The organism is Micromonospora cathayae (genome assembly GCF_028993575.1).
Classification (GTDB): Bacteria; Actinomycetota; Actinomycetes; order Mycobacteriales; family Micromonosporaceae; genus Micromonospora; species Micromonospora cathayae.
Genome location: NZ_CP118615.1, coordinates 6,915,030 through 6,929,974, shown reverse-complemented (window position 1 = coordinate 6,929,974; position 14,945 = coordinate 6,915,030). Strand labels below are relative to the sequence as shown.

Here is a 14,945-nt window from a genome sequence, read left to right as displayed (position 1 = left end):
GTGATGTACCGCGTCAAGGAGATCTTCTACACCCTGCAGGGTGAAGGCTCGCATGCTGGCCGGCCGGCCGTGTTCTGCCGGTTCACCAGTTGCAACCTGTGGACCGGCCGGGAGAAGGATCGACATCGGGCCATCTGCCAGTTCTGCGACACCGACTTCGTCGGCACCGACGGTCCTGGTGGCGGGCGTTTCCACACTGCGGCGGACTTGGCCTCTGCGGTGACCCGGGCCTGGGCAGGTGAGCCACACGAGCGGAGCAAGCCCTATGTCGTCTGCACCGGGGGCGAGCCGCTACTGCAACTCGACGACGATGCCGTGCATGCCCTTCATGACGCCGGTTTCGAGGTCGCGGTCGAGACCAACGGGACGCAGCCGGCCCCGGCCGGTCTCGACTGGATCTGCGTCAGCCCGAAAGCTGGTGCACCGGTGGTGTTGACCCGCGGACACGACTTGAAACTAGTCTTCCCGCAGGTCGGGGCCGAACCCGAAATGTTCGAAGACCTGGAGTTCGAGCACTTCATGCTTCAACCAATGGACGGGCCGGCCCGAGTGGCAAACACCGAAGCGGCGGTCCGCTACTGTATGAAGCATCCGCAATGGCGTCTAAGTCTACAAACGCACAAATACATAGGAATCGCATGATGGAAATATTCCGGGAGTTTACCTTCGAGGCCGCCCACCGGCTGCCCAACGTGCCCGAAGGCCACAAGTGCGCCCGGTTGCACGGTCACTCCTATCGAATTCAACTGCACGTCACCGGCGAGGTTGACCCGCAAGCCGGTTGGCTGATGGACTTCGGCGACCTAAAAAAGGCATTCCAGCCGTTGCATGCCCAACTCGACCACTACTACCTGAATGAGGTGCCGGGGCTGGAGAACCCGACCAGCGAGGTGCTCGCCCGCTGGATCTGGGACCGGCTCATCGACAAACTGCCGCTGTCTGCCGTGATGGTTCGCGAGACCTGCACCTCAGGCTGCCTCTATCAAGGAAAGCCGTGATGTTGCCAGACGTGCAGGGACTGCCGGACGAGCGGGGCGTCGCCCTGGACGAAGTCGGCATCGAGGGCCTGCGGTACCCGCTGCTGATCGCCGACGGGCAGGGCGTCAAACGCGAGACGGTCGCTACCGTCGACATGTCGGTCGGCATCGGCGCGGACGTTAAGGGCGCACACCTGAGCCGCTTCGTCGAGGTACTGCACGCCTGGCGGGACCAACTCGACCGGGCGAGCGCGCTGAGCCTGGCCGAGGACGTCCGGACCCGGCTCGGCACCGATAAGGCCCAGGTCCGGCTATCGTTCGCGTACTTCCTCGAGCGCCCGGCACCGGTGACTGGAGCCCTGTCTTTCTCCGAGTATCAATGTAGCCTATCGGTCACTTCGAGCGACTATGGTACATCGCTGGAGCTTCAGGTCCGAGTCCCGGTGACCAGCGTCTGCCCCTGCAGCAAGGCAATCAGCGACCGGGGCGCACACAACCAGCGCGGTTACGTCACCGTTGCGGCAGCGCCGGAGCATCAATCGCAGATCTGGTTCGACGACCTTATCGATGTCGCGGAGGCCTCGGGGTCATCGCCGGTATACGCGCTCCTGAAGCGTCCCGACGAAAGGCACGTCACCATGACCGGGTACGACAACCCGGTCTTCGTTGAGGACATGGCGCGCCATGTTGCGGTCGCACTGCGGCAAGACGCTCGAGTCGCCCGCTTCCGGGTGCGTGTTGTCAACGACGAGAGCATCCACAATCACGCTGCCTATGCGCAGTTAGGCTGGACGACGACCGCTGCCACCGGGGACGTGTGATGTCCAGCGTGGCAGCGGGCGCTTTGCCGATCCACATCATCGTCACCTGCGCTAACCGAAAAAGAGCCCCGATTCCCAAAGGCCTTCGGCTCGGAGATCTCCGAGATCACCCCGAGGCGGAGCGATTCCCGATCTGGGCGGAACGACTCGTCGCCACTACACCGCGCATCCCCGCGATCGACCTCTACGGCGGAGAGCATTGGCAGGCGGTCCGTGCCCTCCACCAGGCTGTAAACGGCGCCGCTCACCTCTGGGTCTGCTCCGCAGGGTACGGCCTTGTGTCGATGGACGCACAGCTCGTTCCGTACTCGGCCACGTTTGCTCCCGGCGGGGACGATTCCGCCGGTTCGTCGCCGGCCGCGATGCGGGAGTGGTGGCGGCAGTTAACCCGATGGGAGTGGCCGGCCGCCGACGCGTCGCGATCGTTCGCCGATTTGGCCCGGCGGGATCCGCGGTCCACCATCATCGCGGTGCTGTCCGAGTCATACATGCGGGCATGCAGCGAGGATCTCCAGGACGCCGCCGCTGGCCTAGCCGATCGGGAGCAGTTCGCGATCCTGGGGCCGCCCAAGCGATGTGCGGAACTTGACGAGTTCGTCGTGCCGGTCACAGCCGCGCTGCGCCCGGTGGTCGGCGGCAGCATGCAAGCGCTCAATGTCCGTACCGCTACGCACCTGCTCATCGCAGCGGGCGACAACCTAAGATTCAGCGTGCTACGCAAGCTTGCTCGGGAGACCGCCCAGTCGGCACCGCCCGATCCGGCCCGCCGGCCCGTCGGCCAGAAGCTAGGCGACCAAGAGGTTCGCAACTACATTCGACAGTCCCTCAGCGACGGCCCGAGCACGGCCACGAGCCTGCTGCGGCGTCTGCGTGCTGCGGGGCAGTCCTGCGAGCAGGCCCGCTTCCACGGCCTGTTCGCCGAGATCATGGCGGAAGCAGGATGACCGCCAACTCCTCAGCCACGCAGTTGGTCCGTCGTGCGCTCCGAATCGAGCAGACCGGCAAGTACCCGATGTTCATGTTCGCCCTGCGTGCCGACGAGGTTCTGCAGATCGCCGATATCTCCCGGGTAAGCCGAGACGAGGCCGGCAGCCTAATCGGGTACCAACGACCGGAGGTGCGTCGCCACGTCGCCGAGATCATCGAGTACCTCAACACCGACGGATCACTGTTTCCTAACCCGATAATCCTGGCGCTATCGTCGCGAAGCCGATTCGAGTCGAGCCGAGGTCCGGGGGCCAGTGATGGGCTCGCGACCTCCGGCCGTCTGACGATTCCGCTGCCGGCTAAGGGGAAAACAAAACCTGCCTGGATCGTGGACGGCCAACAGCGTGCACTTGCCCTGTCACGAACCAACCGCAGCGAGTTCCCTGTGCCGGTGACCGCGTTCGTTGCCGACAGCGTCAGCCTGCAGCGCGACCAGTTCTTGCGGGTCAACAACACCCGTCCGCTCCCACGAGGTTTGGTCACCGAACTGCTGCCCGAGGTCGACAGCCCACTTCCTCCACGGCTGGCGATTCGCAAGGCCCCGGCGGCGCTGTGCGATGTGCTCAACACAGAGCCCATTTCACCGATGTACGGGCTGATCAAACGCGCTTCCACGGCGCGAGACCAGGCGCCGCATGCGGTCATCACCGATACCGTGGTTGTCAACATGCTGAATGAGAGTCTCACCTCACCGTCCGGATGCCTGTTTCCCTACCGGGACGTCAGCCGGAACGAGACCGACTTCGACGGCATCCTGCAGGCCTTGTTCATCTACTGGTCAGCGGTTCGGGACACTTTTCCGGACGCGTGGGGCAAGCCAGCAAGCAAGAGCAGGCTGATGCACGGCGCCGGCATTCGTGCGATGGGCCGGCTGATGGACCGCATCCTCGGCGTGGTCGATCCTCGTGGTCCCAACGCTTCCGAAACTGTTCGGCAGCACCTCGCCCTCATCGCGCCATATTGCCGCTGGACCGGGGGTCAATGGGACGAACTCAACATGCAATGGAACGAGATAGAGAACATGCATCGGCACATTCAAGAGTTGTCCAGCTATCTCATTCGCGTTCACCGGAACTCCCGGGCGGAACTCGCGTGAGGTTCTTTTTCCCCGACAGTCAGGACCAGGTCGATCCCACTTTCGACTTCGTTACGGAGGAACACGATCCGTTCCGTGTGCGGCAGCGCGACGATCTCTATGCCCACGAGGTGCTGACCGGAGCCCCGTTCGACGGCTTGCTGGTCTCGAAGGCGATCGTCGATGGCCAAGTCGGCAGCAGCGCTGGGAAGTACACCGTCGCTCAGCGGCACCGCCTCTACCGGGAGGGCGCACGCCGATTCTTCCGGCTTGACCACGGCAACACCCCCCTCAAGATCATGGGAGACTGTGGGGCGTTCTCCTACGTCTCCGAGGTGGAACCGCCGTACACGGTGAACGAGGTGATTGACTTCTATCACGGATGCGGGTTCGACTACGGGATCTCCGTAGACCACGTCATCTTCCAGTACGATCCGGCCGCCAGCAGCGACGAGGCTGAGCAGAAGGGCTGGGCAAAGCGCCAGCGGATCACGCTCGAACTCGCGGAGAAGTTTCGTGACCGTTGTGATGCGCGCGGTGTCACGTTTACCCCGTATGGAGTGGCACAAGGCTGGAGCCCGGAGTCGTACGCCGCGGCGGTCGAGAAGCTGCAGGATTTCGGTTACCGTCACATTGCGCTCGGCGGAATGGTGCCGCTCAAGTCACGGGATATCCTGGCGTGTCTGGCAGCCGTGAAACCGGTACTTAAGGACGGTATGGAGGTCCACTTGCTGGGCGTCAGCCGATGTGACGACGTTCCGAGATTCACCGAGGGCGGAGTCACCAGCTTCGACAGTACCTCGCCGTTCCGGCAGGCGTTCAAGGACGACCGGGACAACTTCTATACGCCGTCGCGTACCTATGTCGCCCTACGCGTACCTCAGGTGGACGGCAACGCCAAGCTGAAGGCACGCATCCGGTCCGGTGAGATCGGCCAGGGCAAGGCGATCGAGTTGGAACGCAAGGCGCTAGACCAGCTCCGACGCTTCGACAAGGACGACACGGACGTGGAAGCCGTCGTGGAGGCGTTGCGGGAGTACAGCGACCTCTGGGACGGCAAGTCCGACCGCAGCAGTCAGTACCGCGAGACACTCACAGACCGCCCCTGGCGAGACTGCTCCTGCGACCTCTGCAGGAAACACGGAATCGAGATCGCGATCTTTCGCGGATCCGAACGCAACAAACGGCGTGGGTTCCACAACCTGTACGTCTTCGAACAGCAAGTCCGAGCACGACAAGCAAGGAAGGACCCCGCGTGACCGAGACCTCCGAGCGTGACACCGGTAGGGTGAACGAACTCCGGCTCCCGGCGCTGAAGATCGATCAAGGACGCGGGCGTAGCCTCTTCACCTTCGCCGTCGACGGCAAGTTGGTACCGGAGATCGCCACGGTCTCCCGGATTCGCCGGGACCGAAACACCGAGCTGCACGGCTATCAACGGCCCGAGGTGCTCAGCCACGTGGCTGCGATCCGGCGTTACATCGAGACCGATGCAAGCCCTCTGCTGCCCAACGCCATCGTAATCGCGTTCGACGAGCGGGTCCGGTTTGAGTCGGCCCCCGGCGACGTCCCCGAGGCGCCGGGTTATGTCCGGGCGGGCACTTTGGTTATCCCACTGATCGATGGTCCGGAGCACGAGCGGCCAGGCTTCATCGTGGACGGCCAGCAGCGCTGCGCGGCAATTCGGGATGCCCGGGTCGACCGTTTCCCGGTCAGCGTCAACGCGTTCATCACCAGCGAGACCTCCGACCAGCGGTCTCAGTTCATCTTGGTCAACTCGACGAAGGCGCTGCCCAAGGGCTTGATCCATGAGTTGCTGCCGGGTGCGTCCGGCGCTCTGCCCACCCCACTGCGGGTCCGGCAGTTGCCGGCCACCCTGCTGGAACGGCTCAACTTCGATAGCCTGCGCTCACCGCTGCACCGCATGATCCAGACGCCCACCAACCCCGGTGGGTACATCAAGGACAACTCGATGCTGCGGATGCTGGAAAACAGCCTTTCCGACGGCGCGCTGTACCGATACCGCAACGACAACGGCCTGCCCCGCACCGGCGAAATGCTATCGCTGCTGTACAACTTCTGGGCTGCAGTGCAGGAGGTTTTCCCCGACGCCTGGAACAAGCCGTCCCGAAAATCCCGCCTCATGCACGGTGCCGGCATCATCAGCATGGGCTACCTGATGGACGCAATCAGTCACGTCCGAGACAATGGCCAAGAGCTCGTTAGCACCGAGGAGTTCGTCGCCGACCTCAAGACCGTTGCCGAGGACTGCCACTGGACCGAGGGTGAATGGACCTTCCTCGACGGTGCCGTCCGCAAGTGGAATGATATTCAGAACACCCCGCGAGACATCCAGCGGGTGGCGGACCTGCTGCAGAACCGTTACCGCGTGCCTCAACTGCGCTGACAACCGTGAATAGGCGGGGTGCACGCAGCGTGGGCCCCGCCTATGGTTTTTGGGCACCTTTCGCTGCCCCCAGCAGCGACGCAAAGCCGACGCGTCCGCCTCATGAGTGACCGGTGCGGCAGACGCTACTCGTGGATGGAGCGGTACGCGGCTGGGCCGATCGTCGTGACCGGCCGGTACTCATACCAATCGGCAAGATCGTTGAAGCTGACGCCGCCGACGTGTACGGCGTCCAGGAGATCGAGCAGTAACGGCCGGGATGGCTTTCGCAAGCCCTGTTCGACAAACTCGCCCGGCACGGCCGGATTCTGGTAGTGGTCCATCAGCCGGCCTCGATCGGTGCTGCCGGTCGCGGTCACTCGGGCGTGTGGTCATCAGGTGGCCTATTTGCCCGGTCTGGCGATGCGCCGGATCGCTGACCTACGCCCCGCTTCGGCGAAGGCCTACGCCCGGGGGGATGCCTATGTCATCGCTGACGCGGCCCGCACCTTGCCCCACACACTGCGGCGGGTCGACGTCGGCGACGAGACCATGGCCGAACTGGAGGTCCTCCTCGGCTTCGACGACGCTCTCGTAGGCGAAGCCACCCGCTTATCTAACCGGATCCGTGGCTTGCTGACGCAGATCCATCCCGCTCTGGAGCGAGTCCTAGGCCCAAGGTCCACCACAAGGCGGTCCTGAAGTTGCTGTCGCGCTGCGGCGGCCCCGTCGGGCTAGGGCCTGTGTCGAAGTCGGGGCCATGGCTTGAGCCCGCTTGAGGATCTTCGCGTGTCGGTGGTCGAGATGTGACGAGGTCTCCGGTAGATGGTTCAGCGACCAAGCAGAACCTGAATACCGGAGACCTCGTGGACACCCTAGCGGTGACGAGGCGGCACGACCTGACCGACGCGCAGTGGGCGGTGCTGCAGCCGCTGCTGCCGGTACCGAAGCGGCCCGGTCGTCCGTCATCATGGAGTAGGCGGCAGTTGATCGACGGGATCCGGTGGCGGATCCGGGTCGGCGCTCCGCGGCGGGACGTGCCAGCCCACTATGGGTCCTGGTCGGCGGTGTATGCCCTGTTCCGCAGGTGGCAGCGCAATGGAACCTGGAAGCGGATGCTGACCGTGTTGCAGGCCCTGGCCGACTCGGCGGGACGCGTCACCTGGGACGTCAGCGTCGACTCCACCAGCATGCTGCCGGGGCGCGGAAAAGGGGGATCATCCCCGTCCTGGCCGCCATCCGCGTTCCTCGCCTCGGCGTCGGCCGTCCACGGACCCGACCGGACCGGGTGCTGGCCGACAAGGCGTACACGTCGAAGGCCAACCGGGCCTACCTGCGCCGACGCGGGAACGCCGCGACCATCCCGAGCAAGGCCGACCAGGACGCCAACCGGCGTAAGAAGGGGTCGAAGGGCGGCCGGACGCCGGCCTTCGACCCCCACATCTACCAGCAGCGCCACGCCGTGGAGTGCGGCATCAACCGGCTCAAACGCCACCGCGCGGTGGCCACTCGCTTCGACAAGCTCGCCGTCCGCTACGAGGCCACCATCCACCTTGCCGCCATCAACGAGTGGCTGTGACGGACTTCGACACAGGCCCTAGAAGGCCGGCCGCCGCAATCTGCTCTCGATCGCCGCCGTCCACGCGCCACGCATGGGCGTACGCCTCGTCGAGCAGATCATGACCGCACTCGACGAGCAGAACGTCACTGTCCCCGGCACCCATGCAGCCGAGACGATCCTGCGCCGCCCGGCTGACAGCCTCCGGGGTGTCTTGCGACAACGTGGCTAAAGGATGTCTCGTCACTCGGTGAAAGCCTGGCCGGTCAACGGTCGACGTTCAGCCGGCAACGATGATGTTGTGGAGATGAGCGATGCCGGATGCGGTGTCGGTCAATGTGCTGGCGGCACGCCGGTAGTCGCGCAGGATCTTGAAAGTCTTCATGCGGGCCAGGGCGTGTTCGACCTGCGCGCGGACGGTGCGGTGTTGCTTGTTCAGGTCCGCCTTCCACTCGGGTAGCTCGCTGCCGTCGGCGGGCTTGCGGTACGGGATGATCACCTCGGGTTGCCGCGGTAGGCGCCGTCGGCCATGACCGGCCGTCCGGCCAGCTTCTGGTCGATGCCGCTGGTGCGGTAGACGATGGTGTCGTTGCGGTTGCCGGGTTGCGGATCACCGAGGGCGACGACGAGGCGGGTGTGGGCATCGATGGCGACCTGCAGGTTCGTGCTGTAGCGGTAGTTCTTGCTCGGGGCGGCCAGCCGGTGGTCCCGAGTCGGGATGAGCGTGCCGTCGACGATGGTGATCTGCTCGACCCGACGCCGACGCCCCGGCGTCAGAGCGAGCAGGGGGCCGACGGTGTCGATGACCCGATGCGCAGCGGAGTGCGACACCCCGAACAGCGGGCCGATCTGCCGCATCGTCAGGTTCGTGCGCCAGTACGCGGCCACCAGCATACCCGGTCGGCGAGATCGAGAGACCACTGCCGGCCCGGCCGACCGTCAGCGATCGCGTCACCGCCACGCTAGGCGACCAGCCAAACGAGGCGGCGGAACTGGGCGGGCTGCAGCCCAGTGAAGGGAAAGAACCACTCCGGGCGGGCTGCCGCGATCACCTGCACCCGGACATGATCCACCATGGACCGGCCACGGAGTTACGAGACGTCCTTTAGGTCGCCGACCATGTCGAGAGGAGCCTCGATGCTCACCCTCTCGCCCAGGTTCTGACCTCGATGCCCGGCATCGGCGTCAGGACCGCAGCCCGGATCCTGCTCGAAGTCGGCGACGGCACCGTCTGCCCCGCCCCCGGCCACCTCGCCGTCTACGCCGGCCTTGCCCCCGTCACCCGATGATCCGGCACCAGCATCCGCGGCGAACACCCACCCCCGCTGCGGCAACAATCACCCACACGAGCGCTCATCCTCGCCGCGATCGCGTCCCTCGGAGACCCCGTCAGCCGTGCCTACTACGACCGCACACGCGCCGAAGGTGAACGCCACAACGCCGCCCTCATCTGCCTCGCCCGCCGCCGTTGCGACGTCCTTTACGCCATGCTCCGCGACAAGATCCCCTACCAACCCCGCCCAACCGCGCCCGTCCCCGCTTGACGAAACCCATAGGGCCATCCCCCCCGACGGCATGGCTGCTTTGCAGGCATAGCAGCGCTGCGAATTGGCTGAATTCAGTGGCAGGGGGTCACCGGTGATTGTGGTGGTGTGGTTCGCATGGTGGTGCCGCCGGCCCACCCCAACCGTGAGGCTTCCGGCGGCTTCTCGGGAGACGCCCCGGGCCGGTGGTCAGGCTGTGGCGAAGACGGTGTTGGTGAGCTGTTCGGAGACCCGCCAGACCCGTGCGGCCTCCTCGGCGCTCCGCAGCGGCGGGTACGTCCGCTGCTCGGCCGGCGGGCCTCCCAGGTTCCCCGGGCCGCTGGGTCCGTACAGGACACCGGGCTTGGCGCTCGGATCGGTCGCGGCCATGAGCGCGGGCAGCGTCGCGGTTTCGACGGTGCCGATGAGGATGCCACGCGCCGACATGGCCCGGATCAGACGGTACTGAGGGATGTCCCGACCTCGGCCGATCTCCGGCCGGGCGGCCAACAGGCTGGGGGAGCCACCCCCGGGTGGGCGATGTTGCTGCTGATGCCCCAACCGTGCGCCCGGCTACGCCGGTCCAACTCCAGACCGAACAACCCGAACGCGATCTTCGACTGACTGTAGGCACGCATGACGTGGTAGGAACGTTCCCAGTTCAGGTCGTCCCAGTTGATCGTGCCTTTGCGGGCGGCGATGCTGACCTGCGAGGTCACCCGGGCGCGGCCGGCGCGCAGCAGCGGCAGCAGATGACCGACCAGCGCGAAGTGCCCCAGGTGGTTGGTGCCGAACTGCAGCTCGAACCCGTCTGCCGTGGTCTGCCGGGTCGGCGGTCGCATCACGCCCGCGTTGTTGATCAGGATGTGGATCGGGCGGCCCTCCGCGCGCAGCGTGTCGCCGAGGGCCGCGACCGACTCCAGCGAGGACAGATCCAGGCTGCGCGGCGCGAGCTTCGCCGCGGGTACGGTCCGCCTGATCGTGGTGATCGCGGCCTCGCCCTTGCCCGGGTTGCGGACCGGCAGGATCACCTCGGCGCCGGCCTCGGCCAGCCGCGTGGCGATGCCCAGGCCCATCCCGTCACTCGCGCCGGTGACGACGGCGCGCTTCCCGGACAGGTCGGGGACGGTGATGTCGATGCGGGTACGTGGCATGGAGTGTGCTCCCGTTGCTGGTTGTCCGGATCTTCGGGTCACACCGTCGATCGTTCGCCGAAAGCGCTGCGGTAACCACGACCTCCCGATCCCAGGATCGCCAGTCACCCCCCGGGACCGGACGGGGGGATCGGCAGGCCGTGGATACCTCCTCCGGTGGGCGGTAGAAACGAGGCAGCACTCGACAGGGGGAGCGTCGTGCTCGATCGCACCGGGCTGGCGGAGTTCCTCCGCAGGCGGCGGGAGGCACTGCAACCGGAAGACGTCGGTCTGCCGCGCGGGCAGCGGCGCAGGACGAACGGGCTACGCCGTGAGGAGGTCGCCGCGCTGTGTCACATGTCGGTCGACTACTACTCCCGTCTGGAGCGGGAACGTGGCCCGCAGCCGTCTCACCGGATGCTCGCCTCGATCGCCCAGGGCCTGCACCTGTCGATCGACGAACGTGACCACCTGTTCCGCCTGGCCGGCCAGCACCCGCCACCCAGGGGGACCTCCAACGACCACGTCAGTCCGGGCCTGCTGCGGGTGCTCGACCGGCTGGACGACACCCCCGCCGAGATCGTCACCGAACTGGGCGAGACCCTGCGACAGTCCCCGATGGGTGTCGCGCTCACCGGGGACACCACCCGGTACACCGGCCCGGCCCGCAGTGCGGGCTACCGGTGGTTCACCGATCCCGCCGCCCGGCAGCTCTACGCACCGGCGGAGCACCCCTTCCTGACCCGGATGTTCGCCTCCGGGCTGCGCGAACTGGTCACCGTCCGGGGCCCGGGGTCCCGGGCGGCCCACCTGACCGGGCTGCTGCTGGCCCGCAGCGAGGAGTTCCGGCGGGTGTGGGACGACCACGAGATCGGGGTACGCCCCCGTGACGTCAAGCAGTTCGTCCACCCCGAAATCGGCCCGCTCGAGTTGAACTGTCAACGGCTGGTCGACCCGGGTGAAGCCCACGTGCTGATGGTCTACACCGCCGTTCCGGGCAGTGAGAGCCACGAGAAACTCCAGATGCTCTCCGTCATCGGCGGGCGGGCGTATCCGTGAGCGTCGTCACGCCTTGACCGTCCTGCTAATCCAGCAATAGCCTGCCCTCGATGGCCTATGAGGCATTCGGCCGCTGGGCATCAAACTTCGGGGGAAAGCATGCGATCTGGTAGGCGTCTATCCGTTGTGAGTGCGGCCATCATCGGCGTCCTGGTGCTGTCCGGGCAGCCGGCCCTGGCGGCCTATTACAACACCTACACCACCCTGGCCACCCTGCCGGACACGAGCGGTGCCACCGGGGTGCAGGGCTTCGCCGCCGGAGCAACCTACCTCTACTCGGTCAAGGCCCGCACGGCCAACGACCTCTCCGCCATCTACCGAGTACACAAGAGCACCGGTGCGCGGGTGCAGATGACGAACGGTACCAACAACACGTCGACCAACACCTGGCTCGGGCACGGGAACGACATCACGATCGTCGACATCGACGAACAGCATCACATGTTCATCGTCACGATGAATGAGACCGGCGCGCAGCTCGTCAAACTCCGCTACGAGGGCACCACGTACTACTACGTCGGGTCATACCAGGTGCATGTCAACGGGACCCCGTTGACGGTGTCCGGCATCAACCGGGTCTCGGTCACCAGCAGCACGATCACGTTCATGTTCAAGAAGGGCAGGACGATCTACAACGGCAGCATCCCGCTGCGCGCCAACTCGGGGACCATCGACGTGACGAAGGCGTTCGACCTGCAGGTCGAGGGTGCCCTGGTCAACGGTGCTGTGGTGCCGGACCTGGACACCTTCACCAACCAGGGGTTCTTCTACGACGAGAACAGGCGGGTCCTCTACTACCCGCTGACCAAGGACAACCGCAGCATCGTGCTCGTCTACCGGAACGTGTCGCCGGCGACGACGGGGACCGCGCCCGCCGCGCCCGACCTCTCCTTCCGCATCACCTCCTCGGCCTATCCGGTCAAGTTCGAGATCGAAGGCGTGGGGCTCAGCGACGGCAAGCTGTACTTCAACACGAACCGGCAGAGCTCGACCGAGAGCTCCGACGGGGTCCACGTGTTCGACGGTTACGTCGCGCCCTGACGCACGCAACGGTGGACCCGCTGCTGGCCGGCGGCCGGGCCGCAGCGGGTCCGCCCACCTGAGGTGATCCGCCGGGTCGGGAGTGACGACGGTCACACGTGATCGGGACCCGATCCGGGTGGGCCCGTCGTCTTACCGGGTGTGAGAAGAGGCCTGGACGCGGCTGACGAGGGCGAACTCGTGCGCCGCGTCGCCCGTGGTGACCGGCGGGCGTTCGACGAGCTCTACCGGCGTACCGCGCCGTGGCTGGAGGTACGGCTGCGGCGCCGCTGCGCCGACCCCGACGTGGTCGCCGAGGTGCTCCAGGACACCTACCTGGCGGTCTGGCGGGCGGCGGGCAGCTTCGCCGGCGCCCGGGACCGGGCCGGCGGCGGGTCACCCGGCAGTGCCGTCGGCTGGCTGTGGACCATCGCAGCCCACCGCCTGGTCGATGCGTTTCGTCGCCGGGCGCGCAAGGGACAGGTGCCGCAGGTGCAGCTGATGCCGACCACCGCCCCCGCCGCCGAGGACGAGGTGATGGCCGCCCGGATCGGCCAGGAACTGGAGCAGGCCCTGCTCGTCCTGCCGCCCGAGGTCCGGGCCGCCCTGCGGGCCACCGTCCTCGACGGGCTCTCGCCGCGCGAAGCGTCGGTGCTGCTCGGCGTACCGGAGAACACCGTGAAGTCCCGGGTCCGCCGGGCCCGGGTCGCCCTGCGGGAGGCGCTGTCATGACCACCCACCCCAGCCTGACCCAGATCGACCGCTACGCCGTCGGGGATCCGGGCCTCGACGAACCCGGTGTCTGGGCGATCGAGGTACACCTCGAGGACTGCGCCGACTGTCGCGCCCGCCTGGCCGGCAGCACCACCGTGGCCAGCCGTGCCGTGATCGATCGGGTCGCGACGGCCCTGGACCGCGAGATCGCGGCGGGCCCGGCCCCCGCCGGCCGGAGCCGGTCCTGGTCGGTGCTGCGGTACCGCTGGTTCGTCGGCACGCTGCTGCCGTGGCTGGCGATGACGGTCACGGTGCTCGCGTGTGCCGCGCTGCTCGGCGCGCTGTGGAGCGGGCTGCCCTCGCTGGTGCTGCTGATCGCGCCACTGGCTCCGCTGCCGGGCGTGGCGGTCGCCTGGCACCGTCGGGCCGACCCGGCCTGGGAACTGATCGCCGCCACCCCGGCCGCCGGTCTGACGATGCTGCTGCGGCGTACGGCCGCGGTGTTGGCGTTCGTCGTTCCGGCGCTCGCGCTGCTCGGTGCCGGCACCGGGGTGTCGCTGGCCCTGATGCTGCTGCCCTGCCTGGCGTTCACCGCCGCCACGCTCCTGCTGGGCTCCCTCGTCGGGGTGCGTCGGGCCGCGATCGGACTGATCGCGGTCTGGACGCTGGTGGTGATCGCCCCCAGCGTCATCGCCGCCCGGATGCCGGTGGTGCTGTCGGCCGGGAGCGTCCGCAGTTGGGCGCTGGCCACGGTGCTCCTCACCGTGGTGGCCCTGCTGCGGATCGACGGCTCCCGGCGGCTCTCCCACCAGGACTGACGGTACGGCCGTCCCGCGCCGTACCACCATCCTGCCCATCGACGATCACCGAAAGAGATGACGATGACGCGTTCCGTGCGTGCGGTCGAGACGGCCGCCACCACCCATCCCTGGGCCATCCACGCGGAGGGCCTACGGGTCCGGGCCGGACGGCACCTGGCCGTCGACGGCCTCGACCTGGCCCTGGCCACCGGCGTGCACGGGCTGCTCGGCCCGAACGGCGCGGGAAAGACCACCTTGATGCGCGCCCTGGCGACCGTCCTGGCCCCGGCCGGCGGCCGGCTGACGCTGCTCGGTCGCCCGGTCGACGGCCGCTCCGAGCTGCGACCGGTGCGCCGCGCCCTGGGCTACCTGCCGCAGCACTTCGGCTACTACCCACGGTTCACGGTCCGCGAGTTCGTCGGGTACATGGCCTGGCTCAAGGAGGTGCCCCGGCCCGGCCTCGCGGCGGCGGTACAGCGGGCCGTCGACCGGGTCGGGCTCACCGCCAGGGCCGACGCCCGGTTGAAGACGCTCTCCGGTGGCATGCTGCGCCGGGCCGGCATCGCGCAGGCCATCGTCAACGACCCGCAGCTCCTGCTGCTCGACGAGCCCACCGTCGGCCTCGACCCGGAGCAGCGACTCGACTTCCGCGAGCTGCTGCGTGACCTCGGCACCGACAGCTGCGTACTGGTCTCCACCCACCTGGTCGAGGACGTGGCGGCGGCCTGCACCGACGTCGTCCTGGTGAACGAGGGTCGCCTGGTGTGGCAGGGCACGCCCGAGGAACTCTCCGCGCGGGGCGGCCAGGGCCACGCCGGTGACAGCCCGGCCGAGCGGGGCTACTCCGCGCTCCTGCGTCAGCACCGGTCGGAGACCACCCGATGAGCGGGCG

At 67.2% G+C, this 14,945-nt stretch carries 15 protein-coding genes and 5 pseudogenes; 16 read left to right on the top strand and 4 right to left on the bottom strand.

What is annotated here, in order from left to right; all coding sequences use genetic code 11:
- The first annotated feature begins 3 nt into the window (after positions 1-3).
- Genes queE through dbpB (PVK37_RS30460) form a run of 7 tightly spaced genes read left to right on the top strand, consistent with a single transcriptional unit; the run spans position 4 to position 6,267 of the window.
- On the top strand, positions 4-642 hold the full coding sequence (queE, locus tag PVK37_RS30490) for a 7-carboxy-7-deazaguanine synthase (protein ID WP_275031288.1): 639 nt from the start codon (positions 4-6) through the stop codon (positions 640-642).
- The gene (gene queD / locus PVK37_RS30485; RefSeq protein ID WP_275031287.1) at positions 639-998 is read left to right on the top strand and encodes a 6-carboxytetrahydropterin synthase QueD; all 360 of its coding nucleotides are present in this window, start codon (positions 639-641) and stop codon (positions 996-998) included. Before queE ends, queD begins: the two co-directional genes overlap by 4 nt.
- A complete protein-coding gene (gene folE2, locus PVK37_RS30480) occupies positions 998-1,798 on the top strand; it encodes a GTP cyclohydrolase FolE2 (RefSeq protein ID WP_275031286.1) in 801 nt (266 codons plus the stop codon). The genes queD and folE2 overlap by 1 nt, the downstream gene beginning before the upstream one ends.
- Entirely contained in the window at positions 1,798-2,742 is a 945-nt protein-coding gene (locus PVK37_RS30475; protein WP_275031285.1) for a hypothetical protein, read from the top strand. The genes folE2 and PVK37_RS30475 overlap by 1 nt, the downstream gene beginning before the upstream one ends.
- Entirely contained in the window at positions 2,739-3,881 is a 1,143-nt protein-coding gene (gene dbpB, locus PVK37_RS30470) for a DGQHR domain-containing protein DpdB (protein WP_275031284.1), read from the top strand. The genes PVK37_RS30475 and dbpB (PVK37_RS30470) overlap by 4 nt, the downstream gene beginning before the upstream one ends.
- On the top strand, positions 3,878-5,119 hold the full coding sequence (gene dpdA / locus PVK37_RS30465; protein ID WP_275031283.1) for a tRNA-guanine transglycosylase DpdA: 1,242 nt from the start codon (positions 3,878-3,880) through the stop codon (positions 5,117-5,119). Before dbpB (PVK37_RS30470) ends, dpdA begins: the two co-directional genes overlap by 4 nt.
- Entirely contained in the window at positions 5,116-6,267 is a 1,152-nt protein-coding gene (gene dbpB / locus PVK37_RS30460; protein ID WP_275031282.1) for a DGQHR domain-containing protein DpdB, read from the top strand. The genes dpdA and dbpB (PVK37_RS30460) overlap by 4 nt, the downstream gene beginning before the upstream one ends.
- A gap of 125 nt (positions 6,268-6,392) precedes the next feature.
- Here dbpB (PVK37_RS30460) and PVK37_RS30455 read toward each other — a convergent pair whose 3' ends face one another.
- A complete protein-coding gene (locus PVK37_RS30455; protein WP_275031281.1) occupies positions 6,393-6,590 on the bottom strand; it encodes a hypothetical protein in 198 nt (65 codons plus the stop codon).
- On the opposite strand from PVK37_RS30455, the pseudogene PVK37_RS30450 reads away from it, so the two are divergent.
- From PVK37_RS30450 to PVK37_RS30440, 3 pseudogenes are all read left to right on the top strand, one after another.
- Positions 6,537-6,998: pseudogene (locus tag PVK37_RS30450) on the top strand (IS110 family transposase); the annotation flags it as partial. The gene PVK37_RS30455 and the pseudogene PVK37_RS30450 sit on opposite strands and share 54 nt — an antisense overlap.
- Before the next feature lie 114 nt (positions 6,999-7,112).
- Positions 7,113-7,825 (top strand): annotated as a pseudogene (locus PVK37_RS30445) (transposase).
- 22 nt (positions 7,826-7,847) lie between these two features.
- Positions 7,848-8,030: pseudogene (locus PVK37_RS30440) on the top strand (IS110 family transposase); the annotation flags it as partial.
- Positions 8,031-8,084: 54 nt separating this feature from the next.
- Here the strand turns inward: PVK37_RS30440 and PVK37_RS30435 are convergent.
- Positions 8,085-8,862, bottom strand: a pseudogene (locus PVK37_RS30435) (transposase family protein).
- Positions 8,863-8,913: 51 nt separating this feature from the next.
- Between PVK37_RS30435 and PVK37_RS30430 the strand changes: the two are divergent.
- Positions 8,914-9,348, top strand: a pseudogene (locus PVK37_RS30430) (transposase); the annotation flags it as partial.
- Between the two features lie 189 nt (positions 9,349-9,537).
- Here the strand turns inward: PVK37_RS30430 and PVK37_RS30425 are convergent.
- Entirely contained in the window at positions 9,538-9,774 is a 237-nt protein-coding gene (locus PVK37_RS30425; RefSeq protein ID WP_275031280.1) for a Rossmann-fold NAD(P)-binding domain-containing protein, read from the bottom strand.
- Between the two features lie 8 nt (positions 9,775-9,782).
- Complete coding sequence (locus PVK37_RS30420) at positions 9,783-10,481, bottom strand: SDR family oxidoreductase (protein ID WP_275031279.1); 699 nt, start codon at positions 10,479-10,481, stop codon at positions 9,783-9,785.
- Between the two features lie 198 nt (positions 10,482-10,679).
- On the opposite strand from PVK37_RS30420, the gene PVK37_RS30415 reads away from it, so the two are divergent.
- The 5 genes from PVK37_RS30415 (at position 10,680) to PVK37_RS30395 (ending at position 14,938) form a co-directional block, all read left to right on the top strand.
- Positions 10,680-11,519: a helix-turn-helix transcriptional regulator gene (locus PVK37_RS30415; protein ID WP_275031278.1), complete on the top strand. Its 840-nt coding sequence runs from the start codon at positions 10,680-10,682 to the stop codon at positions 11,517-11,519.
- A 126-nt stretch (positions 11,520-11,645) separates the two neighbouring features.
- The gene (locus PVK37_RS30410) at positions 11,646-12,560 is read left to right on the top strand and encodes a hypothetical protein (RefSeq protein ID WP_275031277.1); all 915 of its coding nucleotides are present in this window, start codon (positions 11,646-11,648) and stop codon (positions 12,558-12,560) included.
- Positions 12,561-12,701: 141 nt separating this feature from the next.
- Complete coding sequence (locus PVK37_RS30405) at positions 12,702-13,271, top strand: RNA polymerase sigma factor (protein WP_275031276.1); 570 nt, start codon at positions 12,702-12,704, stop codon at positions 13,269-13,271.
- Positions 13,268-14,071 carry a cupin domain-containing protein gene (locus tag PVK37_RS30400; protein WP_275031275.1) on the top strand — a complete coding sequence of 268 codons (804 nt, stop codon included), beginning with the start codon at positions 13,268-13,270 and terminating at the stop codon, positions 14,069-14,071. The genes PVK37_RS30405 and PVK37_RS30400 overlap by 4 nt, the downstream gene beginning before the upstream one ends.
- A 63-nt stretch (positions 14,072-14,134) precedes the next feature.
- Positions 14,135-14,938 (top strand): ABC transporter ATP-binding protein, encoded by an 804-nt coding sequence (locus PVK37_RS30395; protein ID WP_275031274.1) that lies wholly within the window; start codon positions 14,135-14,137, stop codon positions 14,936-14,938.
- Positions 14,939-14,945 lie beyond the last annotated feature (7 nt).